At 71.3% G+C, this 24,972-nt stretch carries 19 protein-coding genes and 1 pseudogene; 6 read left to right on the top strand and 14 right to left on the bottom strand.

Features of this window, described 5'->3' with window-relative positions:
* Nucleotides 1-92: 92 nt before the first annotated feature.
* Nucleotides 93-1,010: an alpha/beta hydrolase gene (locus AB0G32_RS28585; RefSeq protein WP_361169335.1), complete on the bottom strand. Its 918-nt coding sequence runs from the start codon at nucleotides 1,008-1,010 to the stop codon at nucleotides 93-95.
* Between the two features lie 222 nt (nucleotides 1,011-1,232).
* Between AB0G32_RS28585 and AB0G32_RS28580 the strand changes: the two genes are divergently transcribed.
* Nucleotides 1,233-2,093: a helix-turn-helix domain-containing protein gene (locus tag AB0G32_RS28580; RefSeq protein ID WP_361169332.1), complete on the top strand. Its 861-nt coding sequence runs from the start codon at nucleotides 1,233-1,235 to the stop codon at nucleotides 2,091-2,093.
* A gap of 509 nt (nucleotides 2,094-2,602) precedes the next feature.
* Here the strand turns inward: AB0G32_RS28580 and AB0G32_RS28575 are convergent.
* A complete protein-coding gene (locus tag AB0G32_RS28575) occupies nucleotides 2,603-3,208 on the bottom strand; it encodes a TetR/AcrR family transcriptional regulator (RefSeq protein WP_361169329.1) in 606 nt (201 codons plus the stop codon).
* 93 nt (nucleotides 3,209-3,301) lie between these two features.
* On the opposite strand from AB0G32_RS28575, the gene AB0G32_RS28570 reads away from it, so the two are divergent.
* Complete coding sequence (locus tag AB0G32_RS28570) at nucleotides 3,302-4,504, top strand: MFS transporter (protein ID WP_361169326.1); 1,203 nt, start codon at nucleotides 3,302-3,304, stop codon at nucleotides 4,502-4,504.
* Nucleotides 4,505-4,778: 274 nt separating this feature from the next.
* Here AB0G32_RS28570 and AB0G32_RS28565 read toward each other — a convergent pair whose 3' ends face one another.
* Nucleotides 4,779-5,978, bottom strand: a complete 1,200-nt coding sequence (locus tag AB0G32_RS28565) for a GDSL-type esterase/lipase family protein (protein ID WP_361169323.1) — start codon at nucleotides 5,976-5,978, stop codon at nucleotides 4,779-4,781.
* A gap of 47 nt (nucleotides 5,979-6,025) precedes the next feature.
* Nucleotides 6,026-7,168 (bottom strand): NAD(P)/FAD-dependent oxidoreductase, encoded by a 1,143-nt coding sequence (locus AB0G32_RS28560; RefSeq protein WP_361169320.1) that lies wholly within the window; start codon nucleotides 7,166-7,168, stop codon nucleotides 6,026-6,028.
* 112 nt (nucleotides 7,169-7,280) lie between these two features.
* Between AB0G32_RS28560 and AB0G32_RS28555 the strand changes: the two genes are divergently transcribed.
* Nucleotides 7,281-7,979: a TetR/AcrR family transcriptional regulator C-terminal domain-containing protein gene (locus tag AB0G32_RS28555; protein ID WP_361169317.1), complete on the top strand. Its 699-nt coding sequence runs from the start codon at nucleotides 7,281-7,283 to the stop codon at nucleotides 7,977-7,979.
* Between the two features lie 149 nt (nucleotides 7,980-8,128).
* Here the strand turns inward: AB0G32_RS28555 and AB0G32_RS28550 are convergent.
* The 3 genes and pseudogenes from AB0G32_RS28550 to AB0G32_RS28540 form a co-directional block, all read right to left on the bottom strand.
* A pseudogene (locus AB0G32_RS28550) lies at nucleotides 8,129-8,266 on the bottom strand (dehydrogenase); the annotation flags it as partial.
* Between the two features lie 31 nt (nucleotides 8,267-8,297).
* Nucleotides 8,298-8,708, bottom strand: coding sequence for a cupin domain-containing protein (locus AB0G32_RS28545; protein ID WP_361169314.1), 411 nt, complete (start codon nucleotides 8,706-8,708; stop codon nucleotides 8,298-8,300).
* Between the two features lie 26 nt (nucleotides 8,709-8,734).
* The gene (locus tag AB0G32_RS28540; protein ID WP_361169311.1) at nucleotides 8,735-9,751 is read right to left on the bottom strand and encodes a zinc-dependent alcohol dehydrogenase family protein; all 1,017 of its coding nucleotides are present in this window, start codon (nucleotides 9,749-9,751) and stop codon (nucleotides 8,735-8,737) included.
* Between the two features lie 211 nt (nucleotides 9,752-9,962).
* Between AB0G32_RS28540 and AB0G32_RS28535 the strand changes: the two genes are divergently transcribed.
* Complete coding sequence (locus AB0G32_RS28535) at nucleotides 9,963-10,847, top strand: helix-turn-helix transcriptional regulator (protein ID WP_361169309.1); 885 nt, start codon at nucleotides 9,963-9,965, stop codon at nucleotides 10,845-10,847.
* Between the two features lie 336 nt (nucleotides 10,848-11,183).
* On the opposite strand, the gene AB0G32_RS28530 is transcribed toward AB0G32_RS28535, so the two are convergent.
* The 6 genes from AB0G32_RS28530 to AB0G32_RS28505 form a co-directional block, all read right to left on the bottom strand.
* Nucleotides 11,184-11,603 (bottom strand): hypothetical protein, encoded by a 420-nt coding sequence (locus tag AB0G32_RS28530; RefSeq protein WP_361169306.1) that lies wholly within the window; start codon nucleotides 11,601-11,603, stop codon nucleotides 11,184-11,186.
* A gap of 180 nt (nucleotides 11,604-11,783) precedes the next feature.
* Complete coding sequence (locus AB0G32_RS28525) at nucleotides 11,784-13,025, bottom strand: isochorismate synthase (protein WP_361169303.1); 1,242 nt, start codon at nucleotides 13,023-13,025, stop codon at nucleotides 11,784-11,786.
* A 258-nt stretch (nucleotides 13,026-13,283) separates the two neighbouring features.
* The gene (locus tag AB0G32_RS28520; RefSeq protein WP_361169300.1) at nucleotides 13,284-13,730 is read right to left on the bottom strand and encodes an SDR family NAD(P)-dependent oxidoreductase; all 447 of its coding nucleotides are present in this window, start codon (nucleotides 13,728-13,730) and stop codon (nucleotides 13,284-13,286) included.
* 20 nt (nucleotides 13,731-13,750) lie between these two features.
* Nucleotides 13,751-14,518, bottom strand: coding sequence for an alpha/beta fold hydrolase (locus AB0G32_RS28515; protein ID WP_361169297.1), 768 nt, complete (start codon nucleotides 14,516-14,518; stop codon nucleotides 13,751-13,753).
* Nucleotides 14,515-19,134, bottom strand: coding sequence for an amino acid adenylation domain-containing protein (locus AB0G32_RS28510; protein WP_361169294.1), 4,620 nt, complete (start codon nucleotides 19,132-19,134; stop codon nucleotides 14,515-14,517). Before AB0G32_RS28510 ends, AB0G32_RS28515 begins: the two co-directional genes overlap by 4 nt.
* A gap of 256 nt (nucleotides 19,135-19,390) precedes the next feature.
* A complete protein-coding gene (locus AB0G32_RS28505) occupies nucleotides 19,391-20,995 on the bottom strand; it encodes a radical SAM protein (RefSeq protein WP_361169291.1) in 1,605 nt (534 codons plus the stop codon).
* Between the two features lie 377 nt (nucleotides 20,996-21,372).
* Between AB0G32_RS28505 and AB0G32_RS28500 the strand changes: the two genes are divergently transcribed.
* Nucleotides 21,373-22,149 (top strand): TetR/AcrR family transcriptional regulator C-terminal domain-containing protein, encoded by a 777-nt coding sequence (locus AB0G32_RS28500; protein WP_361169288.1) that lies wholly within the window; start codon nucleotides 21,373-21,375, stop codon nucleotides 22,147-22,149.
* Between the two features lies 1 nt (nucleotide 22,150).
* On the opposite strand, the gene AB0G32_RS28495 is transcribed toward AB0G32_RS28500, so the two are convergent.
* Nucleotides 22,151-23,602, bottom strand: a complete 1,452-nt coding sequence (locus tag AB0G32_RS28495) for an MFS transporter (RefSeq protein ID WP_361169285.1) — start codon at nucleotides 23,600-23,602, stop codon at nucleotides 22,151-22,153.
* A gap of 273 nt (nucleotides 23,603-23,875) precedes the next feature.
* Here AB0G32_RS28495 and AB0G32_RS28490 point away from each other — a divergent pair, with 273 nt between their 5' ends.
* Nucleotides 23,876-24,964, top strand: a complete 1,089-nt coding sequence (locus AB0G32_RS28490; RefSeq protein WP_361169282.1) for a methyltransferase — start codon at nucleotides 23,876-23,878, stop codon at nucleotides 24,962-24,964.
* Nucleotides 24,965-24,972: the final 8 nt, after the last annotated feature.

Genomic DNA, 24,972 nt, shown 5'->3' with positions numbered 1-24,972 from the left:
CACCAACGGGTCATCTCAACGGAAAACCGGGGGCAAGACAGACCCCAGACCCTATGGCGGCCTCTACTGCCCGGGTCCGGAGCGGCGGCTAGTCACCCGGCCAGGTGCTTGCCGAAGAACTCGGTGAGCTCGGCGACGGCGGGGGTGACGTATTCGTCCTTGTCGTACAGGTCTATGTGCGTGGCACCGTCGATGACGACCAGTTCCTTGGGCTCGGCTGCCCGCTCGATCGCTTCGCGGCTGAAGTAGGCGCTCTCCGCCTCCGAACCGGCGATCATCAGCAGGGGGCGGGGTGAGATGAGCCGGATCATCGCGTACGAGTCGTACTGGGCGAGCTGGTCCACGCTGCGCAGTACCCATCCCTGGACCGCGCGGGGATGGTAGCCGCGCGGGGTGCAGTAGAACTCGAACGTCTCCCGGAACTGCCTGGTTTCGGTCTCCAGCAGTTCCTCGGCCTGGTCGGGAATCCATGCCGCCAGCTGCGGGGCCGCGCCGCGTGCCTCCTCGGTGCGCGCCGCACCGGCCTGGTCGAGCAGGGCCTGGAGGATCGCCGGGTCCTGTGTGCGGCCAAGTCCCTCACGGAACACCGACCCGAGGTCCACGGCACTGACCGTGGCGACGGCCTTGACGCGATGGTCGGTCTGAGCGGCGTAGGGGACGTAACCGCCGGACGCGCAGATACCCAGGGCTCCGATGCCTCCCGCATCGATGTCGGCACGGGAGGTCAGGTAGGTCACGGCGGACTTGATGTCCTCGGCGCGCTGGAAGGGGTTCTCCATGCCGCGCGGCTCGCCCTCGCTCTCGCCCTGGTACGCGGCGTCGAAGACGAGCGCGGCGAATCCGGCGCGGGCCAGGCGCTCGGCGTAGACGCTCGGGCTCTGCTCCTTCACGCCGCCTCCCGGATGGGAGATGACAATGGCCGGCAGTGACCCGTCGACATAGTCGTCGGGGGTGAAGAGAATCCCCGCGAGGGCGAGATCGTCGCTGGGGAAGGTGACGCGGGTCTTCACTGTCTGTGTCTCCTGGTACAGGTGGCGAAGTGCTGTGTTCGCGGTGGCACGGATTTTTCCGGCGGGACCTTGACCTCGGGACAGTCCGTCCGCCGACCACGTCACCGACAGTCGCACGCGTCATGTGGGCGGGTAAGGGGCTTCTTCTGTCCTCGGACACCGTGGTCCTGGGACACGGCAGGCCCACTGTCAGGGGCCCGGCGGGCTGTAAGACTTGTACCCATGAGCAGCAGCGACTCCCGCGACAGCGAACTGGGCGCCTTCCTGAAGGCACGACGCACAGAGCTGAGCCCGGCCGAAGCGGGGCTGCCCGATTCGGCCGGCAGGCGCAGGGTCAAGGGCTTGCGCCGTGAGGAGGTGGCCTTGCTGGCGTCGATCAGCCCCGACTACTACACGCGCCTGGAGCAGGGCCGGCGTCAGGCTTCCGAACCGGTGCTGGACACCCTCGCGTGTGTCCTCCGACTCGATGACGGCGAACGTGCCTACATGTTCGAACTGTCCGGCCGGGACGCCGCCCGGCCGCGTCGGCGCAACACGCAGAAGGTCCAGCCGCAGCTGCAACGCCTCCTGGATGACCTGCCCACCACGCCGGCCGTCGTCCTCGGCCGCCGCACGGACATCCTTGCCTGGAATGCCATGGCGGCCGGCCTGTTCACCGACTTCGCGCGGATCCCGGAGGGGAAGCGCAATTTCGTGCGGCTGGTCTTCCGCGAGCCCGCCGTCAGAGCGCTGTACCCGGACTGGGAGTGGGTAGCGCAGATGACCTTGGCGCAGCTGCGCATGGAAGCCGCCCGCGATCCGAAAGATCCGCAGCTGGCCGAACTGGTGGGCGAGCTGTCGCTTCAGGACCCCGACTTCCGACGCTGGTGGGGCGCGCACCGCGTCGCGACGCAGGGATCGGGCACGAAAACGCTGCACCATCCGGTTGTCGGCCCACTCACCCTCGACTGGTCCTTCCTCACCTCCACCGACGACCCCGACCAGCAGCTCATCACCCTGACCGCCGAGCCCGGCACACCCAGCCACGACCGTCTGCGCATCCTCGCCTCACGGGCCGCGCAAACCGCCGACCAACCGATCTAATACTCCGGCAGGATTTCGCTGTCTGACCTGTGGGTTTGGCTGGGCGGCCGGAGTGCGGCGGGCCGGGGCATGGTCGGGGACGGTCTCACGGGGGCCGCCCCTCGAACGTGCGACAACGCCGCCGGTAACGACAGCGACGAGGGCAAGGTCTCCTCGTGATGACCGAGCGTTCTGCCGCGCAATGGGAGCTGGAGCTCGACGACCTTTTCATCGGCATCGGCCATCGTTTCGGCCAGGTGGAGCTTCGGCGTCGCATGCGTGACTACGTACGCGGGATGCCGGCCCCGGTCGCCCGGAAGAACAGCCGGCAGTCGGCCGAGCAGGCGGGCGCATGGTGCTGCGGGCCCTCGCCGCCCCCCCTGCAGCGACGAACCGGGCCAGCTGATCCCCGGGCAGTCAGTCGGACAGCCCTTCTGGTCACGCGTACCGGGATCATCCTGTACGAGTGCGCACCAGACACACGCGGGTCGCCGGTTACTGCGGCCCGCTGCTGGCCCACCCCGGTGCCGTCAGGCGGGTGCCGTGGGCGTGGGCCCCAGGGCGTGGACCGCGAGATCGATCGCGGTGGTCAGACGCTCGATGTCGTGGCCGGCGCGTTCCCGCACCCGCAGGCCGAGCACCGTGGTGAACAACAGCTCCACCGCGCCGTCGATGTCGAGACCGGCGGACAGTTCGCCACGGTCACGGCCCTCGGCCAGCACGGAGCGCAGGGCCTGCCGGGTGACCTCGAAGGCGGCCTCGGTCCGCTGGTGGACCACCTCGTCGGTGGTGCCGAGCTCGGTGGCGGTGTTGACCACGAAGCACCCGCGGCCGGCTGCGCCGTCGGCCGGGCAGCCGACCAGCCACAGCATCCATTCCCGCAGCACCTCCCGGACGGGACGGTCCGCCGCGTCCAGCCGCTGCCGGGCCTGAGCCGACTCGGTTGCCCGGTAGTGGTCGAGCGCGCGCAGGAACAGCGTGCGCTTGTCCGTGAACGTGCGGTACAGGCTGCTGGGCGTGAGCTTCAGCTCGTCACCCAGGTCGCGCACCGAGGTGGCGTGGTAACCGCGTCGCCAGAACAGCTCGGTCGCCGACGTGACCGCGTTCTTCTCGTCGAACTGTCGGGGGCGTGCCATGTGTTCAGCCTACCCAACTTGTGGAGCGATCGCTCCCATACTAGGGTCGCCAGTATGGGAGCGATCGCTCCCGAACTGTTGGAGGAGGCTCCGTTGACGACCGCAGAACAGACCCCCGCCCCGACACAAGAACCAGCTGCCCCGGAGAAAAGCCGCTGGCCGGCGGTCTCCGTGGTGGCTCTGGGCACCTTCCTGCTGGTGACCGCCGAGCAACTGCCGATCGGTCTGCTGACCTCCGTGGGGTCCGCGCTGTCGGTCTCCGAGGGGACGGCGGGGCTGATGGTGACGGTGCCCAGCATCGTCGCCGCGTTCGCGGCACTGCTGGTTCCGATGCTCGTCGGGTCGATGGACCGGCGCCTCCTGCTGCTCGGCCTGATGGCCCTGATGACCGTCTCCAACCTGGCCTCGGCCCTGGCGCCGAACTTCGCTGTCCTGGTGGGCTCCCGGGTGCTGGTCGGTATCGCGATCGGCGGCTTCTGGGCCGTCGCCGGCGGCCTCGCCGTCCGGCTCGTCGCCCCCGCGGACGTGCCGCGGGCCACCGCGGTCATCTTCGGCGGCGTCGGAGCCGCGAACGTGTTCGGTGTCCCGCTCGGCACACTGGTCGGCGACCTCACCGGCTGGCGCACCGCCTTCTCTGCGCTGAGCGCCCTGGCGCTGGTCACGCTCATCGCCTTACTGGCGGTGCTGCCGGGGCTGGTCGCCTCGCAGGCCATCCGTCCCAAGCTGCTGATGGAGCAGTTCCGCAACCCCGGTGTGCGGGTTGGCATCATCGCGACGGTGCTCATCGTGTTCGGGCATTTCGCCGCCTACACGTTCGTGAGCCCGGCACTGCAGCAGCTGTCGGGAATCGACGAGCGCTACGTCGGTCCGCTGCTGTTCGGGTTCGGTGTGGCCGGCATGATCGGCAACTTCGCCGCCGGTGCGGCGCTCTCCCGCCGGGTGCACCGGAGCGTGCTGGTCATCGCCGTGGCCCTCGCGGTCGCGATGCCGCTCTTCCTGCTGCTGGGCCAGACCGCGGTCGGCGGCGCCATCCTGCTGATCGTCTGGGGTCTGTCCTACGGCGGTGTGTCCGTGGGCCTCCAGACCTGGACGATCAAGTCCGCCCCGCGCACGGTGGAAGCGGCCTCCTCGCTGTGGGTGGCGGTGTTCAACCTGGCCATCGGCCTCGGCGCGCTGGTCGGCGGCGTCATCGTCGACGCGCTCGGCCTCCAGGGCGTGCTGTGGCTCGGCGGCGCCTGCGCCCTGATCGCCGCCCTGGCGGTCTGGACCGCTCGCACCGACGACGCCCTTCGCTGACCAAGCCCTTCACCGAGCCCTTCGCCGGGCCCCACCGGGGACGCGTAGCGAGCGTCACATTGTGCCGGGCGCCAGGCGTGGCCTGGTTGCCGGTTACTGGGACGGGCCCTTGGCGAAGACGTGGGTGGCGGCCTTCGCCGAGAAGGTGCCGGCCGCGACCTGCGGTTCGAACGTTCCGATGCCGAAGATGATCGCCGCGACGGGCACACGGATGCCGGGCCGGGTTCAGGCGTGACCCGGGATCATGCCGGCCTCGTCCTGAAGGAGCCCCCGGTCAAAGCCGCAACCGGGTCAGAGCTTCGGCCATCACCTGGGCGAGGCGCTTCGACCCGTTGACATTGGGATGGGTGTGGTCGGGGGCGGCGTATTCGCGGTCGAGGAGGGAGAGGTCGGCTTCGGAACGGATCGCCGCGTCGAAGTCGACGAATTCGTGCCCGGATGTGCGGATCCACTCGTTGAGGGCAAGGCGCATGCCTTCTCGGCCGGGGTCGCCCGCGAGCTCCGGGGCGAGCGGTGTGACAGTGGCGAGAAGCACGGTGAGTCCTGCCTTCTGGGCCCGGTTGACCAGCTCCCGGTAGCCGTCGATCAACTGGGCGAGGGTCGGCATCTCCGCCAGCGACGTGACTCTGCCGGGAAGGCTCCAGTCGTTGTTGTTGTAGGCGATCACCAGGTGCGTCACGCCGTGGGTTTCGAGCACGTCCTCGTCGAACCGGGACAACCCGGCCCGGCCCCATGACGGAGTCGTCGACGGTGCGTCGAGCAGGATCCGGTTTCCTGCGATGCCTCGGTTGACGACGGCGATCCCGGCATCAGCGGGAAGCAGGGCCGCGGCGTACTGCGGCCACCCCATCACCGCGCTGGAGCTCCCCAGGCATACGACCACCGCCTTCGCCTCGGCTCCGGCTACCTCGACGGTGCGCAGGAAGGGACCTCCCGGAGGCAGGGACCAGCCGGTCCCGTCGGGCTCGGGTCCGCTGCCGGTGTTGGGGGCGGGGAATTCGCGCGATCCGTCGGCCTCCACCGGCGTCGATCCTTCGAGCGGGAACGTGCGCGATCCTGCGAAGTCGCCCGGCAGGGACCGGTCGAACGTGAACCCGTTCGCTGATGTGCAGGGCGTGGACTCGGGCAGATACAGGTCGACGACGACCTCGTCGCCGTGGCTGACGGTCAGGTCGACCGGGTCGGTCCAGCGCGATGCGCCGGCCGCGATCTCGATCGACGACTGCCCGTCGACGGAGAGCTCGGCGAACCGTCCGCCGACTCCGATGGCACCTCGTGCGATCCGAACGGGGCCGTCGCCGAAGAGATTGGACAGCTCCGCCCGGACACGGCTGCCGCCGATGCTCGCGGGCACCCTCATGCGGACGGTGACATCGTCGAAGGGCGGCTCGTCGTCCTCGCCGTGGAAGTCGGTCATGGCCTGGGTCCACGTCGGCGCCCAACCCATGCCGTCATCGGTCTCGTGTGTGCTCACGCTGGCCTCTTGGGTGTCTACCGGGGGTCGGCTGTCGGGTGTCGCTGTCACTCCGCCTGCTCGGCGGCGGTGAAGAGGCCGATGAAACCGGACGGTGCGTGGTCGCCGATCATGAGGTCCAGCATGTCGTGCGCCTCGGCGTAGACGGGTTCGGTGCGCGGGAACAGCGCCTCCTCGTAGGCGATGAGAGCCGCCTCGACATCGTCGGGGTGAGCGGCGATCGCCTTGCCGAGTTCGGCGCCGTCGAACATCGCGAGGTTCGCGCCGTCACCGGACGGCGGCATCAGGTGCGCGGCGTCGCCGAGAAGCGTCACTCCGGGCACGCGCTCCCAGCGGTGTCCGTCCGGGAGGGTGTGGATCGGGCGGGCGACCGGAGCGGACTCGCCGTCGGTGATCAGCGCGGTGAGCTCCGGGGCCCAGCCGTCGAACTCGGCCGCGATCCGGGCGGTCGCGGCGGCGGCGTCGGTGAAGTCGACGGCGGCGATCCACTCGGCGGAGCGCTTCAGCTCGACGTACGTGTGCAGGATGTTCCCCGCCTCGCGGTGCGCGATGATCCCCTTGCCCGGAGCCAGCGCGTACATGGCACCGGCACCGACCGCTTTCGCCGCCGCGGGGTGCCGCTCGTCGGCGTCGCGCAGGTAGATGTCGATGAAGGTCGTGCCGGTGTACCGGGGTACGGCGTCGGAGAGCAGGGGGCGGATCTTCGACCAGGCGCCGTCGGCGCCGATGAGGAGACCGCTGGTCACGGTCGTGCCGTCGGTGAAGGCCAGCTCGTGCCGGCCGTCGCCGAGGGATCGGACACCGGTGACCTTGTGTCCCCACCGGACGGTCCGATCGGGCAGGGAGCCGAGCAGGACGCGGCGCAGGTCTCCGCGGAGCACTTCGGGACGCTGCCCCGTGCCGTCGTCGGGGGCGTCGAACAGCAGCCTGCCGTGCTGGTCGAGCACCCGCGCCGCCTCGGCACCCCGGTGGATGATCGCACGGAACTCGTCGGTGAGGCCGGCGTCGGCGAGCGCGCGCTGCCCGTCGGCCTCGTGGATGTCGAGCTGGCCGCCCTGGGTGCGGGACTGCTCCGAGGGATCGGCCTCGTAGACCGTCGCCGGGATGCCGTGGACGTGCAGGACCCGGGCGAGAGTCAGGCCGCCGAGGCCGGCGCCGACGATGGCGATCGGGTGGTGGCTGATGTTCATGGGTTTCCTCGTTTCCGCGCGGCACAGCGTCGGGCACGTGCCCGACATCTAAATGGACCGGCGTTCCATAAACAATATGGAACGCCGGTCCAGGGTGTGTCAAAATGAGGTCATGCAGCGGACGCGAGGAAGAGCACCCACCGGGGGGCGGGCCGGCGCCCTCTCACAAGAGCTGATCGTCGGCGCGGCCGTCGCGCTGCTGGACGAGCTGGGCGAGCGGGGGCTCACCTTCCGGCTGCTGGCCAAACAGCTGAACACCGGGCCCGGCGCGCTGTACTGGCACGTGTCGAACAAGGACGAGCTGGTCGACCTGGCCGCCGATCAGGTGCTCGGCCACGCCTTCACCGCGCACCCGGGCCCTGGGGAAGAAGCCGGCTCCGGGCTGCGCGCGCTCGCCGTCGCCGTCTTCGACGCCCTGGACCGGCACCCGTGGGCGGCGTCCCACGTCTCCGCGCCGCCCACGCTGGCGAACGCGCTGCGCCTGCTCGACCGCGTCGGCACCCTGGTCGCACGAACCGCACTGCCGGCCGAACGGCATTTCGAGGTCGCCACCGCGATCTCCTACTACATCACCGGTGTCAGCGCCCAGATCATCGCCCCGCGCACCACTCACGACGCGACCGTCAGCCGCGACGACTTCCTCGCCGGGACCGCCCGACGCTGGGAAGCACTCGACCCGGCCGACTACCCCTTCCTGACCCGCACCACCCGGCACCTGCGCGACCATGCCGATCGTGACCAGTTCCTCGCCGGTCTCGACATGCTCCTGGACGGCCTGAACACGACCGCGGACCCGCGACCGCCCGCATGACACCGCGGTGCACGGCGGTGGTGCGGAGTCGATCTCCCGGCCGTCCGCGCGCCGCGCCGTCGCGCCGCCGCGCACCGCGGCCAACCCGGCAGTTGGCCGGCCACGTCTGGCGACCGCACCCGCCCCACCCGAACGGAAAGCACCGGACCTCACCCCAGCCCCATCATGGGCTCCGCGTAGTGCCGGAAGGCGCCGCGCTGGGCGTGGATGGCGTACAGGCGCCCAGCCAGGACGCCGGGGCTGGAGTGTTCGGCGTCCGGGCGGATCGCGCCGGGGATGATCAGCCGGATGCCGGCCCCGGGCCAGGCCGGCGCCCGATCAGCCGGCTGCGGGAGCGGCGGTGTATTCCTCGTCGGTCACGGGGTTCAGCCAGTGCACGACGTCGTGGTCGTCGTCGCCCTCGTTGATGGCGAGGTGGACCATCAGCCGGTTCGGGGCGGCGCCGTGCCAGTGCTCCTCGTCGGCTTCGAACAGGACGCGGTCACCGGGCCGGATCACTTCCACCGGGCCGCCGCGACGCTGGCACAGGCCGACGCCCTCGGTGACGAAAACGGTCTGGCCCAGTGGATGGCGGTGCCAGTGGGTGCGGGCGCCGGGCATGAAGTGCACCAGGTTGGCGGTGACCCGGGACGGGGCCGGTGCGGCGGCGACGGCGTCGATGTAGACGTCGCCGGTGAACCAGTCGGCCGGGCCCTTGGCGGTGTCGATCGAACTGCGGGTGATCTGCATGGTTGTTCCTTGTCCGGCGGGGCGGGTCAGGGCTTGAGGAGGGTCTTGACGGCGCGGCGCTCGTCCATCGCGCGGTAGCCCTCGGCCACCTGGTCGAGGGGCAGGGTCAGATCGAAGACCCTGCCCGGGTCGATCCGGCCGGCCAGGACGCGGCCGATGAGGTCGGGGAGGTAGCGGCGTACGGGGGCGGGGCCGCCGCGCAGGCCGACGTGGGAGAAGAACAGCTCCTGGCCGTCGATGGCGACCTCGTGGGGGACGCCGACGAAGCCGACGTTGCCGCCGGGCCGGGCGGAGTGCAGGGCCTGCTGCATGGCCTGGGCGGTGCCGACGCATTCCAGCACGGAGTCGGCGCCGATCCCGCCGGTCATCTCCTTGATCTTCTCGACGCCCTCCTCGCCGCGTTCGGTGACGATGTCGGTGGCGCCGAACTCGCGCGCGAGCTTCTGCCGGGACGCGTGCCGGGACATGACGATGATCCGCTCGGCGCCCATCTCCTTCGCGGCGATCACAGCACACAGGCCGACCGCGCCGTCGCCGACCACCACGGCGGTGCAGTGCGGCCTGACCTCGGCGGCGTCCGCGGCCCACCAGCCGGTGCCCATGACGTCGGAGACGGCCAGCAGGCCGGGCCACAACTCTTCCCCCGGAACCTCGTCAGTGGCGACCAGAGTGCCCTGGGCGTTCGGGATGCGCACGTACTCGGCCTGGCAGGTGGACATGAACTCCCGACGCAGGCAGTTCGACTGGAAGCCGTTCCGGCAGTTCGCGCAGGTGTCGTCCGAGGTGGCGAAGGAGCCGACGACGAACTGGCCCGGCTCGACCGAGGTGACCTCGGAGCCGACCTCCTCCACGAAGCCGACGTACTCGTGACCCATCGGGTGCGGGTCGCCGATCGGCTCCGCGCCCCGGAAGGGCCACAGGTCGGATCCGCACACGCAGGTCACGGCCGTACGGATGATCGCGTCGGTGGGGTGGAGCAGCTTCGGGTCGTCCAGGGACTCGAAGCGGACGTCGCCGGGGGCGTACATGACTGCGCCGTGCATGAGGAGGTTTCCTTCACGTGCCGAGGCGGCGATCCCGGACGCCGGGGCCGTCGCCGAGTACAGGGTGAGGCGCGGGCTCCCGTCGTGCGGACCGGGCGAAAAGCACCACGTCACCCAGGTAACCCGCTCTTCGCGCGGGGAGCGAGACACCATCAATGGGTGTACTGCCAGTACATCCCTATGGACGCGGGCGGGACGTACCGTCGAAGGCGTGGACAACCGAGCAGAGGTCCGCGAGTTCCTGACCTCGCGGCGATCCAAGATCACTCCGGAGCGGGCCGGCCTGCCCTCCGGGAGCCGCCGGCGGGTACCGGGCCTGCGCCGCAGCGAGGTCGCCGCGCTCGCCGATGTGAGCGTGGAGTACTACGCCAAGCTGGAGCGCGGCAGCCTCGCCGGTGTCTCCCCGGCCGTCCTCGAAGCCGTCGCGCGCGCCCTCCAGCTCGACGACGCCGAGCGTGCCCACCTGCTGAACCTGGCGCAGGCCGCCGACGGATCCGACGCCCTCACCCGGCCTCGCCGACGCAGCCGCCCGTGGGCACCGCATCGCAGCATGCAGTGGGTGCTGGACGCCGTCACCGCCGGCCCGGCCTTCGTCCGCAACGGCCGCATGGACCTCCTCGCCGCGAACCAGCTCGCCCGCGCCTTCTACGACGACGTCTACGCGGTGCCGGGCAACCAGGCGAACCTGGCACGCTTCCAGTTCCTCGACCCCGCCTCCCGCCGGTTCTACTCCGACTGGGACCAGGCCGCGGACACCGCTGTGGCCATCTTGCGCACCGAGGCCGGCCGCAACCCCCACGACAAGGGCCTGCACGACCTCGTCGGCGAGCTCTCCACCCGCAGCGACGACTTCCGCACCCGCTGGGGCGCCCACAATGTCCGCCACCACGGCAGCGGCACCAAGCGCTTCCACCACCACGCCGTCGGCGACCTCACCCTCGCCTACGAAGGGCTGGAGATGGCCGCCGAGCCCGGTCTCACCCTCACCATCTACACCGCCGAACCCGGCTCCCCCTCCGAAGACGGCCTGCGCCTGCTCGCCTCGCTCACCGCCGCGCAAGACAACACCCCGGCGACACGGCACCCCGCCGGCTGAACCGCCCCGGATCCGGTAGAGATCTCAGATTGCGGGCGACCGGGCCCAGCCGCACCACGCCTACCGGGCTGTCCAGTCCAGTACCGCGCCGCGCGCCGGCCTCCCGGGACAACCGCCGTCGCCGCGTGCGTGCGGCGTCGGACGACGACTGGGAGCGCGCCTCGGCATGGCGCCCGGCAGGTCGTCACTGAAGCGGTATTCCCCCGGGAGGAGCCTCAGGGGCGCCCTCGGTGGTCGCGGCGACCGGCGGCTGCCGGGCCGCGGCGTCGTGTCTGCGGCGGACACGCAGTCGGCGGATCCAGCCGGCCACCGCCACACACGCCGCGGTTATCGCGATCAGCACGGGCCGCCTCCCGCCTCCGTCGTCCGGGGACGCAGGCGGCCATCGGCCCAGTCCCGGGCGGCCGCCGCGCGGTCGAACGCGGCGGCCGGGCAACCGAGGATCAGCGGGGCCGCCTTGACCAGCCTCCCCGCCCGACGCAGGACCGACGGGTCGGCGACGATCGCCACACCCCGGCACCGCTCCCCCATCTGCGCGCGGTGCGTGCGCAGGAAACGCACGAGTCCCGACTTGGGAGCGCGCATCGGCTCGTCCTTGGCCACGGTGGGCTGGACGACGACGAGGGCGAAGGGTTCGACCCGGTCGAGCGCGATCCGCAGCGCGTCGAGTACGGCGGCGTGGTGCTCGGCCTTCGAGGCGGTCTCGCCGTGCACTTCCACGAGAGGCCAATGGTCCCAGCGGGTCTCGGTCGGCATGCGTCACCCGTTTCCCACACTGTCACGAAGAAAATATGAGTTAGGCAAGGCTAACTTAGCAGACAGTGTCCGCAACTTGTCTCGTCACGACTCCAACTGCCTTGAAAGTCCCGCATGAAGGCGTCGCACGCTGTCGCCGGGCAGCGGACAGGACGCCATCGGGGAGATGACGGGCATGGGTCAGTCCCTGCCGAGGTATCTGGTCGCCAGCCCCAGGGCGTCGAGGAGGGTGCGGAACTTCGCGGTGGTCTCGGCGAGTTCACCGGCCGGCGTCGAGCCCGGCACGATGCCCGCGCCGGCGTACAGCCGCAGCGACCGGTCCTCGACCTCGGCGCAGCGGATGGTGACGGCCCATTCTCCGTCGCCGCGCGCGTCGCACCAGCCGACGGCCCCCGCGTAGAAGCCGCGGTCGAAGGGTTCCAGTTCGCTGATCAGTTCCCGTGCCGGGTCGGCGGGGGTGCCGCAGACAGCCGGGGTGGGGTGCAGCGCGGCGGCCAGTTCCAGGGACGAGGTCGCGGGGTCGCGCAGGATCGCGCGGACGGGGGTGCCGAGGTGCCACAGCGTCTCGGTGTGCGTGAGCGAGGGGCGGGCGGGGGCGTCGACGTCCCGGCAGTAGTGGCGCAGGGTGGCGGTGACCGCCTCGACCACGAGGGCGTGTTCGTGGAGGTTCTTCGCCGAGGCGAGCAGTGCCTCGGCGCGGCGCGCGTCCTCGGCCGGATCGGCGCTGCGGGCCACGGTGCCGGCGAGCGGGTGCGAGCGGACCGTACGGCCCCTCTTCGCCACCAGCAGCTCGGGGCTCGCGCCGACCAGGGTCCCGGGCCCCGGCAGCGGGGCGGCGAAGACGTACCCGTAGGGGTTGTGGCGCCGTAACGACTCGACCAGCGCGGGGAGGTCCACGGGAGCGTCGGCGATCAGGCGCAGGGTCCGCGCCAGCACGACCTTGTCGAGCTTCCCGTCGGCCAGCCTGCGCAGTGCCTCCTGGACGGCGGCGAGGTAGTGCTCCTCGGCTGGTTCGGACCGAGCGGTGTGGAACCGGGGCCGGGGCGCGGAGACGGTGGCGGGCAGGGGTGCGGTGGCCGCCCGGGACATGCGGACGTTGGCCGTCACGGTGAGCCGGGGCGGTGTGTCGGGGCGGAAGGGCAGCATGCCGACGGCGGCCGTCTCCGGACGCCCGGACCCGGCGGCGGCCCGCAGCCGCTCGACGACCGCGGCGACGGACCCGGCGCCGGGATCGGTGACGAGACCGGTCGAGACGGAATCGGTGACGCGATCGGTGACGGGCTCGGGCGACGCGGTCTCGTCGACGATCAGCTCCGTGTCGGGGGAGGCGAAGTAGAAGCTCGTGCGGGCAGGGGTGACGGTGCGAGAGGTCCGGATGTCTCGAACGCGGTCGCCGGGCAGCGGCTTTCCTGGTGCGGACACAGGGGTCCCTTTCCGGTTGCGGTCGGCTGATGCCGGCCTGCTGTGCGAGGGCCCGTTCCGGGGCGCGGGGCGGCGCGCGGGAACGGCATGTCGGGCGCGCGGACCGGCGCCGCCGTCGACGTACAGGTCGTGCGGAGTGATGTGGCGGGCACGCGGTGGCGACGAAGAGGACGGCGTCGGCGACGTCCCGCGGGGTGGCGACGTGCCCGAGGGGGATGCCGGTCCGGTACGCGGCCGGGTCACCGGCGACGGCCGGTGCTACGCGCGCCTGCTCGCCGTCCCACACGCCACGGTGACGATCACGCCACGGTGGCGCGGGGTCGTCCGCCGGGACACGGCACGGCCGACGTGGAACACGCCGGTCGCGTGGACGGCCCGGGCGGGCTCCCCGTCCTCCTCGCCGGTCTCGGCCACCGGCTGGGCGCCGAGGGCTCCGGCGCCGTTCACGAGGACGGCGGCGGGGCCGGGCTCGCGCTCGGTGCGGGCGGCGGTCTCCCGCACGGCCGTGGCGTCCGCGTTCCGCAGGTCCGGCGGACCGGCCAGTGCGATACGCCCCTCCCGGGCGAGGCCGGCCGCGAGGGCCTCCGGACCGGACGTGTCCCGGCCGGCGAGGGCGTCCCGTGCGCCCTGCGCGGCGCCGCTGCCACCGGCCGCGCCGGTCGCCGGCACGACGCGGCCGGCGAACTCGCGGCAGGAACCGTTCACCTGCGGCACCTCCCCGCCCGTCACGGCGCCGTCTGCCCGGCCGAGGCGGCCCCGCCCGGAGTCAGCCGGCGCAGCACTTCGCCCACGAGGCGCTCCTTCTCCTCGACCAGGTAGAAGTGGCCGCCGGGAAAGGTGCACAGCTCGAAGGAGGACGCGGTGTACGACCGCCAGCGCCGGACACTGTCGAGCGGCGCCTCGGGATCCTCCCGCCCGGTCAGGGCTGTCACCGGGCAGCGCAGCGGCGGTCCCTCGAGGTGGCGGTAGGTGTCGAGGAGCCGGAAGTCCCGGCGGATGTCGGGCAGCCACACCGCACGCAGCTCCGGGTCGTCGAGGATCTCCGCGGCAGTCCCTCCCAACCTGCGCAGTACGCGGACGAGTTCGTCCTCCTCGCGCAGATGCAGATCGTCGGGACGGTGGCCGCCGGGGGACGGCGCACCGGAGACGAACAGTGGCAGCGGGAGCCGGCCGAGGCCCTCCCAGGCGCGGGCCGTCTCGTACGCCACCACGGCCCCCATGCTGTGCCCGAACAGCGCGGAGGGGCGCCCGGGGAGCCCGGCCAGCTCCCGGGCGGCACGAGCGGCGAGGCCGGTCAGGTTCTCCTCGGGCCCGTGTGGCGCGTACCGGACCGTCACGAGTTCGACGTGGGCGGGGAGAGCATGGAGCCAGGACGAGAAGAAGGTGCCGGGCGCGCCTGCGTGCGGGAAGCACACGAGCCTGGTCCGCGGTGCCGGGCCGTGGTGGGCGTGACAGGTCAGCAGGGGCTGGACGGTGGAGGCCGGCGCGGTCATCGCGGGCCCTCCGTCCCGAGCGCCGCCAGACCCGCCACCGTGGTGCGGTCCATCAGTGCCCGCAGCAGCGTGTCGAAGTCGTGCCCCGCGAGTTCCGGGACCTCGGTGCGCAGTTTGCCGACGAGCCGGGTCACGAGCAGTGAGTCACCGCCGAGGGCGAAGAAGTCCCGGTCGCGGGGCGCCCCGTGGAGGCCCAGGCAGTCGGCCCACAGTGCGGCGACACGGACCTCCAGGTCCCCCCTGGGCGGGGTTTGCCCGCGGGTGGCCTCGCCTTCCTTCTCGGTGCCCAGGCGGGCACGCAAGGCGGCCTGGTCGACCTTGCCGTTGGCGGTGAGCGGGACCGCGTCGAGGATCTCCAGCCGCTCGGGGACCATGTGGCCGGGCAGTCGCCGTGCCACGTGCTCCAGCAACTCGTCCGCCGACAGCCGTGCGCGGTCGGCCTTGAAGCGGGCCGCCAGCATGCTCTGGCCGAGCCGGGCCAGGGCGTCGGACTCGGCGGGGAGGCTGAACAGCTCGGTGCCGCCTGCCGCGGCGAGCAGGTCGCGCCACTCGGCGCGGGAGAACAGGAAGCGGTCCGAACCGGCCCGGACGTCCGTGAAGTCGCCGCCGTGGTCCGCGGCCCCGGCGAGGAACTCCATGGAGATCAGCATCTCCGGTATCTCGGCGGTGAGTTCGGTGCACACCAGGTGCCCCTGCGGGGCGGCCAAGTCGCGTATTCGTACGAGGAGTTCGTCGGCGTCACGGGTGTTGTGCAGGACGTTCGCGGCCACGACGACGTCGAAGGAGCCCGGCCGCAGCCCCTGGGACAAGGGGTCCTGCTCCATGTCGTAGAGCGCGTAGTGCACGAACTTCCGGTCCGTAAAGCGCTGTTGGGCCTCGCCGAGGAAGAACGGCGAGACGTCGGTGAACAGGTATTCGACGTCGTAGCCGTCGAGAGCCTCGAAGGCGTCCGCGCTGGTGCCGCCGACACCGGCGCCGATCTCCAGGATCCGCAGCGGGCCGGGGCCCTGGTGGCGTCGGGCCAGTTCGCCGAGGACGGTGGCCACCGCCCGGTTGAGGTACCGCACGATCAGGCTCTCGGTGAACGCGGCGATCGCGGTCCGTGAGCTGCCCTCGGGGAAGAGGAGGTGCACCTGGTCGATCTCGCCCCGCAGCAGGGCGGGCAGGTGACGGGCGCTGGTGTGGAAGAGACGCAGCACGTCCATGGGCCACAGCCGCAGGTCGGGAGCGCTCAGCACCCGCTGCCACGCCACTTCGACGTCCTCGGCGGCCACCGCGCGCAGCGAATGGTAGCCGCCCTCCGTCCCGTCCTGATGGAGTACACCGGCGCGCGTGAGGGTGGCCAGCCAGCGGCGCAGCAACCGGTGGTGGCGGGGGTCGGCGCCCGCGCGTCCGGCGATGGTGTCGCTGGTGAGAGCGGGCATCCCGGGGGCGAACGCGCCCGGCAGCAGTTGGTGCAGGCACTCGGCGATGGACAGCAGCACCGCCTTCTTGAGGGTTCGCGCGAACGTGTGCAGATCGTCGGTGCCGGTCAGGGGCGCGATTCGGGAGGCTTCGGCGTGCGCCGCCCCGGGCAGGTCGGTCATGGCGTCCACGGACGCGCGTGCCGGTGTCACGAAGGCGACCAGCCGACGGTCGAAGGCCTCCGTGCCGTCGACCACGAGGCGGGCCTCGGCGACGTCCGGATGCCTTTCGAGCACGGCCTCGATCTCGGTGAGTTCGATGCGGTGACCGCGGATCTTCACCTGGGAGTCGGTGCGGCCCAGGAACTCGATGGTCCCGTCCGGCAGATAGCGCCCCAAGTCGCCGGTGCGGTAGAGCCGTTCGCCGGTGACAGGGTGGTCCAGGAACCGCGCGGCGGTCTTCTCCCGGTCGCCGAGATAGCCGAGGGCGACTCCCGCACCCGCGATGTACAGCTCGCCGGGCACCCACTCGGGGGTGTGCCGCAGGCGGCCGTCCAGGACGTGGAAGCGCTGGTTGGCGAGCGGTTTGCCGTAGGGGATGCTCCGCCAGTCGTGGTCGACCTTGCCGATGGGGTACTCGATCGACCAGATGGCCGCCTCCGTGGCACCGCCGAGGCTGTGGAGCGCGAGGGACGGCAGCTTGCCACGGATCGAGTCGGGCAGGGCGACCGGGATCCAGTCGCCGCTGAGGAGTGCCAGCCTCAGGCTGGGCAGGCGCAGCTCGCGTGCGTCGAGCAGAAAGTGATCGAGCATCTGCAGCTGGGCGGGGACCGAGTTCCACAGCGTGATGTCGTGACGGGCTATCAGTTCGGCCCAGTGGGAGGGGTCGCCCCGGCGTTCGGGGTCGGGCAGGACGAGGGCCGCGCCGACCGCGAGCGGACCGAAGACGTCGTACACGGAGAGGTCGAAGCCGAGTCCGGCCAGGCCGAGTACCCGGTCCGGTTCGCCCACTGCGTAGCGCCGGTTGATGTCCTCGATCGTGTTGACCGCGCTGCGGTGCGAGATCATCACGCCCTTGGGTGTTCCGGTCGAGCCGGAGGTGTAGATCACGTAGGCGAGGTCGTCCGGGGAACATCGGCGGCCGGGGGGTGTGGCGGGGACGGCCGGGGCGAGGGTGTCGACCGGCACGGTCGAACATCGCTCCAGCGCCTCGCTGCCGGGCAGGGCGAGCCAGGACTGGGTGAGGAGTTGGCTGATGCCGGCGTCGGTGAGCATCCGGTCCCGGCGCTCGGGCGGCTGCTCCGGCCCGAGCGGCACATAGGCACCGCCGCCCATGAGGACGCCGAGCACCGCGACGACCTGTTCCCAGCCCTTGTCCATGAGGACGCCGATCCGGTCACCCGGCGCACAGCCGCCCGCTCGCAGGGCCTCGGCCACGGCCGCCGCCCGCGCGGCCACCTCGCCGTACGTCAGCACCCGGTCGCCGCTGATCACGGCGGGCCGCTCGGGGGTGCGCAGGGCCTGTGCGAGGACCCCCTCGTGCAGCAGCGTCGCGGGGACGGGAGCAGCGGTGGCGTTGGCCTCCTCGCGCACCCTCAGCTGCCGCCGCGGCAAGGTGGGTACGGCGGGTCGGTCCCAGTCCGCGTCCTCGGCCGCCAGCTGCCGCAGGAGCCGTAGGTAGGCGTCGAACATGTCGTCGAGAAGGCCCGGCGGGAAGAGCGCCTCGACCGCGTCCCAGACCGCCTCCATGCCCTCGGCGTCCTCGTAGAGCTGGTGGTCGAGCCAGCACTGCGGGGTCTGGGAGATCATCCAGTCGAGTTCACCGAGGTGGCTGCGGAACCGTTCGTCGACCAGTTCCCGGCCGAGGTTGCTGGCGAACACGACGGGCGCGGTGAACGCGCCGCCATGACCGCGGGCCAGGTCGCGCAGCACGTCGACGCCGGAGTAGTCGGCGTGGGCGGTGTTCTCCTGGAATCGTTCCTGCACCTGCCGGGCCTGGTCGGCGAAGCCGTCCTCGCCGGCGAGGTCGACGTCGAGCAGGACCAGGTCGGTGAAGTCGGCCACCATGTGCGGTACTCCGGGGTGGCTGCTGCGCCGGTTGAACAGGGGCAGGTTCAGCAGCAGCCGCGGACGGCCGCTCCACGCCGCGAGGACGTGGGCGAAGGCGGTGGCGACCGCCATGGAGGGGGTGAGGCCGTGGGCGCGGGCCCGCTCGCGCACGCGGTGCCACTCGTCCGCGGTCAGCCGGCCCGATCGCCGCACGAACCGGGGCTCGGTGATCCGGCCGGGGTCGACCGCCAACGGCAGCTGCGGGGCCTGCGGCAGCGCGGGCAGGCGGCGCTGCCAGTAGGCACGGGCCCGCTCCGGGTCGCGTCGGGTCCGCTGGTCCGCCAGGTAGGCGGGGAAGGTGATGCCGATCTCGGGCAGCTCCGTGCCGGGAGCGGCGTACAGGCTCGCCAGGTCGGACAGCAGGATCTGGACGCTGAGCACGTCGGCCACGAGAAGGTCGACGTCGACGAAGAGCCGGCTGCGGCCCTTGGGCAGCAGGGCGAGCCGTACGCCGAAGACCTCGCCCCGCTCCACCGCCGGGCGCCGGTGGGAGAGCGCGTCGCGCAGATCCACCAGTCGCTGGGCCCGCTCGGCCTCTTCGAGGTCGCGCAGATCGTCGACGATCAGCCCGGGCCACCGGCCGGGCGGCAGGATCCGCTGGTGCCCGTCGTCGAGGAAGGTGGCCCGCAGCATGTCGTGCCGATCCATCAGCGCGGCCACCGCCCGGTCGAGGCGCTCGGGGTCCAGGTCCTGGCAGCCGAACTCGAAGTAGGCGTGGCAGCCGACCCCGCCCATCTCGACGCCGTCGCGGCGCCCGATCCAGTACGCCTGCTGCACGGGCGTGAGGGGGAAGGGTGCCGCCGGATCCACGTCCTGCTGCAGGCCCTGCTGGCGCGCATCTCGCGCCCCGCCGCTCGTCAGCCGGTGCAGCACCTCGGCCCAGCCGCGCGGCGTGGGCTTGGCCGCCAGGTCGGCGAAGGCCACCTCGATGCCCTGGTTCTGCCAGTGCGCGGCCACCCGCATCATGGCAAGGGAGTCCAGACCCAGGCTGATGAAACTGTCGTCGGGTCCGACGTCGTCGACCGCGCTGTCCACGTACTCGGCCACGGCCCGGCGGACAACGGCCTCCCATTCGGCCCGGTCGCGGGACATGCTCTCGGTCATCTACGTCACTCCATGGTTACGTCAGTCACGTGTACGGGGGGGCGTACGGGGGGGGGATGTGCCGACGGCCCGGCGGCACGCGCCATCGGCACGAGGCCGTACTGCTCCGTGCGGCGGGCCGGCGGGCCGGCGGGTGGGGGGGGACGGGGACGCGCCGCAGAGCGGGAACGGCAAGAGGCAAGGAGCTGAGGCAGGGAGCTGGGGCAGGGAGCTGGGGCGGCCGAGGCACGCGGAAGTGGTCCGATCGGTACCGTGATCAAATCGCCTTGCGGCACAACTCGCGGCCGTCCGGCACCAGTTCGACACCGTGGTCACGAAGTCGCGCCAGTTGGGCGCGCACCTCGTGGGCGGCCCGGTCGAGGTCGTCGTGGTCCCGGGGCGCCATGGCGAGCCGATCGACGGCCTTCTCCACCGCGATGTTGGTCCAGCGGTCGCGGTCGGGCATCAGCTCGTGCTGGTACTGGCGTTGCCACAGCAGGTACACCGCCTTGTCGTTGCGCAGCCGCACCCGGTCCAGGGTGTCGGCCTGCAGACGGTCGGCCTGTGCGCTGTCCATCCCGATGTGCGACCACGCCGACGCGGGGTTGCTGGGATCGTCGGCCTCGATCCGCAATTCCTGCCGGTCCTGCCACAGCGGCATCGTCTCGTCCGTGATGGAGAACCGGCTCAGCTGGAAGTATCCGACGAATTCGTCCACGAGATAGTCACGAGTGTCCCTGAACATCTCGGGAGTCTCACCGGGATACCCGACGATGAAGAAGATCTCGTACGACAGCCCGCTGCCACTGAGCAGATCCATCGCCCGGCGATTCTGTCCGACGCTCACCCGCTTGCTCATCCGTTTGAGGGTTTCGTCGTTCATGGATTCGAAACCGAGATGCAGTTGGACGCAGTTGGACTTGACGAGACCATCCACGAGTCCGACCGAACTGATGGTGTTCGCCCTGCTGTATCCCTCCCATCGGGGAATTCCGGAGCCCGGCAGGATTTCCAGGAGCCGCCGCAGCCGGGTGGGCGGGATGGTGAACGTCGAGTCCATGGCGGAGATCATCCGGGCGCCGTTCGTGTCGCCGTAGGAGAGCCAGTCGTCGCGGATCTTCTCAGCGGATTTGTAGCGCCATTTCGGGGAGGCTGCGGGAAAGGAGCAGAACTTGCAGTCGAACGGACAGCCCCGCATGGATTCGTACGGCACGACCGGCGCGCTTCCCGGGAATCCTGGAGACGGGAAGGCGTCGATGTCCACGTATGCGACGGGGTTGACACGGACGCGGTCGCCGTCCCGCCAGACGACACCCGGGACCGAGGCGAGACCACCCCGGCGTTCGAGGACGTCGAGGGTGCGCGGCAGCGCCTCCTCGCCGTCCCCGCGCACCACGGCGACGATCTCCGGATGGTCCCTCATGACCTGCGGGAACTTGAGGTTGGTGAACTGACCGCCGGCGACGACGGGCACATCCGGGAGGTTCTCCGTGATCCAGCGCACGGCAGCGGACAGGATGGACGCGTTCCAGATGTACGTAGTCGACAGCAGGACGGCGTCGAAGTCGCCGGAGGGCACCTCGGCCTGCTGCTGCCAGACGTCCTGGAGGCTCACCGACGCGAATTCGTGGTTGGAGTTCTGGAGAATGGAGTTGAGGGTGAAGGTGGTGAGGTGCGGAATGGAGGTGTTGTGCGAACGCAGCAGCGCGTACCGCTTTCCGCCGTAGGTGAAGGCCAGGTCGTCCAGGGAGAGGTCCGAATGACCGGCCCTGCGTACCACTTCCCGTACCCGATCATTCCACTGGGTTTCGAAGAGCGAACCCCGGAGATAGGCTGCGTTGATGTAGGCAGGACCGAGCCCGCTCAGGAGGAGTACGCGCATTTCAGGCACCCCGCATCGAAAACGGCACGAAAGAACGCGAGAACAGAGCAGAATATCTGTGCGAACAGGGGAAAAATCTGCCGCGTATCCGGTACATCCCGTCCCGCAGCGGACACTCAACCGCAGGAAACCCGCCGCCCCCGACGCTCGGGAGTATCTTCACCGGACGACAGGACAGGCGTCCGGAAAGCGGCAGTAAGGGACAGTGCAGTTGATCAAGGTGTGCCATCACCGCGAGCAAATGTACGAGACGTGGACGCCGTCCGCAAGTTGCGCTCGAAAGAATCTTCCGCCAGACGGGCGGGTTCACCCGTCGGCCCCACCCGCACGGCCCCCGGGGTCATCCCGCACCGGCAGGGTCGGGTACGTTCCCCGTCATGGACCGGCAGGAAGACGCGCACACTCGATCCCCGCTGCCCTGGGGCACGCTGAACCGCGATCAGATCGTGGTGGCAGCGCTCGGCATCGCCCGCGACGAGGGCCTGGAGGCACTCAGCATCCGGCGGCTGGCGGACCGGCTCGGCGTCTCCCGCATGGCCCTGTACCGCCACATCTCCGACAAGGACGATCTGCTCGACCTGGTGGCCGACGCGATCGCCGACCGTGACCTGGCGGTTCCGGAGGCATACGAGGGTTCCTGGGAGGAACGGCTGCGCACGCTGGCTCGCGCGATGCGCTCCCAGCTGCTGGCGTACAAGGGCCTGACCGAGCTGATCGTCACCCGTGGCAACCGCGGACCCAGCGTGCTGAAGCTGACCGAGGCGATCCTGTCCATCCTCGACGACGCGGGCTTCGACGCGCACTGGGCGGCCCGCTACTACCAGTCCGTCGTGGACGTCCTGGTCGGGCGCGTCCACCGCGAGCTGCACTCCGCTCTGACCAGCCCGGAGCGGGCCGAGCGGATGACGGCCGCCGCGCTGGCGCATCCGGCACAGGTGTGGCCGCGACTGCGGGAGGTCGGTCCGCATCTGCAGACGGTCACCGCGGACGAGATCTACGAGACAGAGGTCGAACTGCTCATCGGGGGCCTCCGCTCCGCCCCTCAGCGACGCGACCGCTGCTCCGGATCCAGCCCCGCCGCGACCGACCCGGAGGACGGCCATCCCGTCGGCTGTCCGTTGTGCGAGAGTCCCCGGCCCCCCGCGGCCTCCTGATTCAGACCGGTGCCGTCTCCGGTTCCGGTGACGCTTCACCAACCCGGCGAGGCATGGCGAGCGTGGCGACGAGCGCGGCCACCGCGACAAACGCGAACAGGACGAATCCGTGCGTATAGCCGGACACGTCGGGCAGCCCGGGGATTCGGCGCGAGGGCGAGGCCACGAGCAACGCTGAGGCGATCTGCGCGCCGAGGGCGCCGCCGACGGTACGGACGATGGTGTTCACACCGACAGCCACGCCCGTGTGACGGGGCTCCACGGAGGCGACGACCAGGTTGCCCAGGGCCGCGAACGCCAGCCCGTATCCCGCTCCGACGAGCACGCCGGTCAGGTAGAAGTCCCACACGCTGCCGTGGGCGGCGGCGAGCCAGGCGAAGGCCACGGCAGCGCATCCGGCCCCGACGCACAGCGGCAGCCGAGGCCCGAACCGGGCGGTCAGCCGACCGGACAGCGGGCTCGCGATCAGGGTGAACACACCCACCGGAAGCATCACGAGGCCCGCGCCGGCGGCGGAGAGGGTGAAGCCGTAGCCGCTCGCCTCGGGCGTCTCGACGAAGCGCGGGATCAGCGTGATGGAGCCGAACATCGCGGCGCCGATGATGAAGGCGATCAGGTTGGCGGCGGCGAACGCGCGCACCTTCAGCAGCCGGAGGTCGATGAGCGGGTCCGCCGAGCGCAGTTCGACCACGGCGAACACCGCCAGCAGGACGACGGCGGCGGCGAACAGGGAGATGATTCCGGCCGACTTCCAGCCCCGGATGTTGCCCTCGCTGATCGCCAGCAGCAGGCAGACCAGGGCACCCGAGAGAATCACGGCACCGACCAGGTCGATCCGGCCACCGGACACCCCCCTGCCGGCCGGCAGGAACCGGACTCCGGCGAGCGCGGCTGCCGCGAGGACGAGAGTCAGCCACGACAGCGACTCCGTGCCGAAGGCCTCCACGAGCGGTCCGGCGATCACCATGCCGGCGGAGCCGCCGACGCCGAACATCGCGCTGAGCACGGCCACCACCTGAGGGATCCGGGCCGGGGCGACCGAACTCCGTACGATCCCCATCGCCAGCGGGAAGACACCGCCCGCCAGGCCTTGGAGCACCCGCCCGGTGACGAGGACGCCGAGGGATCCCATATGGGTACCCAGCGCCGCCACCAGCGCGCCCACCGCGAACGAGGCCAGGCAGCCGACCAGTACCCGCCGGTAGCCGCGGGCGTCCCCGAGCCGGCCGGCGATCGGCACGGAGATGGCGCTGGCGAGCATGAACGAGGTCAGCACCCAGGCCACGCCCGTCGACGAAGTACCGAGGTCGGCCTGCAGGCTGGGCAGGGCCGCGACCACCACCGTCTGCGCCAGGCTGGCGCCGAACGCCGCCAGCAGCAGCGCGGCCACCACCGCGCGGCCGCCCGGTCCGGCTCCGGCCGGACTCTCCACCTGTGTCTGCTGGGCGGTCACGTCACTTCCTCAGGCCTGGTGCGACTGTCGGTTCTTCCGACAGACTACGAGCTTGCGGACAGTGTCCGCAAGAAGGGATTCAGGCCAGGGCGATCACCCGGCCCCGTTGCCGTCACGACCGGCCCCGGTCAGGGTGTGACTTCGCCGCACCGGCCCGGCCGGGAGAACCACCGCCGCACCGCCCACCGGAGGCCGCCCCGCTCACCACGCCCCTGGCGCGACGCGCCGGACCCGGCCGGCTCGGCTCCCCACGACACCTTCGAGGAGCACGCCATGCCCACCGACGAGAACCCGGGCGAGCGTTTCGCCCACACCTTCGGCGCCCCCGACGAGGGCGATCAACTGGCTCGCCTCTACGCCCTGTCCGACGTCGTCACCCCCTTCGCCGTACGGGTCGTGGCCACCCTGCGCATTCCGGACCTGCTCGACGGCGGGAGCGCGCCGGCCGACGATCTCGCCGCCCGGACCGGCGCCGAACCGGACGCGCTGCGGCGGGTATTGCGTCATCTGGTGACCCGGGGCATCACGGCCGAACCCGAGCCCGGCGTCTTCGCCATGACCCCGCTCGGCAAGCTGCTGGGCACAGGGCACGCGTCGAGGCTGCGGGACTGGCTCGACCTGCGGGGCGGGCTCGGCCGCTCGGACCAGGCGTTCAGCGGTCTGCTCGACTCGGTTCTGACCGGCCGGCCGGCCTTCGACGGGCTGTTCGGCCGCGACTTCTGGCAGGACCTCGCCGCCGAGCCCGAGCGGGGCGCCGCCTTCGCCGCCCTGATGAGCACCCAACTGCGGGTGGTCGCCGACGAGGTCGCCAAGGCGTACGCCTGGGACGGCGTGACCCATGTGGTCGACGTGGGCGGCGGCAACGGCCGGCAGCTGGCCACGATTCTGCAAGCGCACCCCAAGCTGCGCGGCACCCTCCTGGACCTGCCCGCGACGACCGCCCAGGCCGCCCCCGTGCTGGCCGAGGCCGGCGTGACGGACCGCGTCGGCGTCCACCCCGGCAGCTTCTTCGACCCGCTGCCCTGCGGCGCGGACCTGTACCTGCTCTCCCGGGTGCTGCACGACTGGAACGACGAGAAGGCGGCGGAGATTCTCCAGCGCTGCGCCCAAGCCCTGGGTGACACCGGCAAGTTGCTGATCGTGGAGCCTGTCCTGGACGACGAGGAGGTGGCCTACCCCCGTACGGACGTGGACCTGCGCATGCTGGTCACGCTCGGCGGACGGGAGCGTTCACTCGCCGACTTCACCGCGCTGACGGCGGCTGCGGGGCTACGCGCCGTGACGGTGGGCCGCACCCCCTCCGGCCGCCAACTCATCGAATGCAGCCCCGACTTGGCTGCCACTCCCGCACCTGCCAAGTAGCTTCCCGT

The organism is Streptomyces sp. NPDC023723, from assembly GCF_040639815.1.
Taxonomy (GTDB): Bacteria; Actinomycetota; Actinomycetes; order Streptomycetales; family Streptomycetaceae; genus Streptomyces.
The sequence above is the reverse complement of the archived record's forward strand: the minus strand, read 5'-3'. Positions and strand labels throughout refer to the sequence as shown.

Bases quoted from the DNA above. Each gene is read 5' to 3' on its own strand.
- AB0G32_RS28500 (WP_361169288.1), top strand. From the start codon at position 21,373: ATGGACCGGCAGGAAGACGCGCACACTCGATCCCCGCTGCCCTGGGGC.
- AB0G32_RS28545 (WP_361169314.1), bottom strand. From the start codon at position 8,708: ATGCAGATCACCCGCAGTTCGATCGACACCGCCAAGGGCCCGGCCGAC.
- AB0G32_RS28530 (WP_361169306.1), bottom strand. From the start codon at position 11,603: ATGCCGACCGAGACCCGCTGGGACCATTGGCCTCTCGTGGAAGTGCAC.
- AB0G32_RS28505 (WP_361169291.1), bottom strand. From the start codon at position 20,995: ATGCGCGTACTCCTCCTGAGCGGGCTCGGTCCTGCCTACATCAACGCA.
- AB0G32_RS28510 (WP_361169294.1), bottom strand. From the start codon at position 19,134: ATGACCGAGAGCATGTCCCGCGACCGGGCCGAATGGGAGGCCGTTGTC.
- AB0G32_RS28555 (WP_361169317.1), top strand. From the start codon at position 7,281: ATGCAGCGGACGCGAGGAAGAGCACCCACCGGGGGGCGGGCCGGCGCC.
- AB0G32_RS28575 (WP_361169329.1), bottom strand. From the start codon at position 3,208: ATGGCACGCCCCCGACAGTTCGACGAGAAGAACGCGGTCACGTCGGCG.
- AB0G32_RS28560 (WP_361169320.1), bottom strand. From the start codon at position 7,168: ATGAACATCAGCCACCACCCGATCGCCATCGTCGGCGCCGGCCTCGGC.
- AB0G32_RS28580 (WP_361169332.1), top strand. From the start codon at position 1,233: ATGAGCAGCAGCGACTCCCGCGACAGCGAACTGGGCGCCTTCCTGAAG.
- AB0G32_RS28490 (WP_361169282.1), top strand. From the start codon at position 23,876: ATGCCCACCGACGAGAACCCGGGCGAGCGTTTCGCCCACACCTTCGGC.
- AB0G32_RS28540 (WP_361169311.1), bottom strand. From the start codon at position 9,751: ATGCACGGCGCAGTCATGTACGCCCCCGGCGACGTCCGCTTCGAGTCC.
- AB0G32_RS28515 (WP_361169297.1), bottom strand. From the start codon at position 14,518: ATGACCGCGCCGGCCTCCACCGTCCAGCCCCTGCTGACCTGTCACGCC.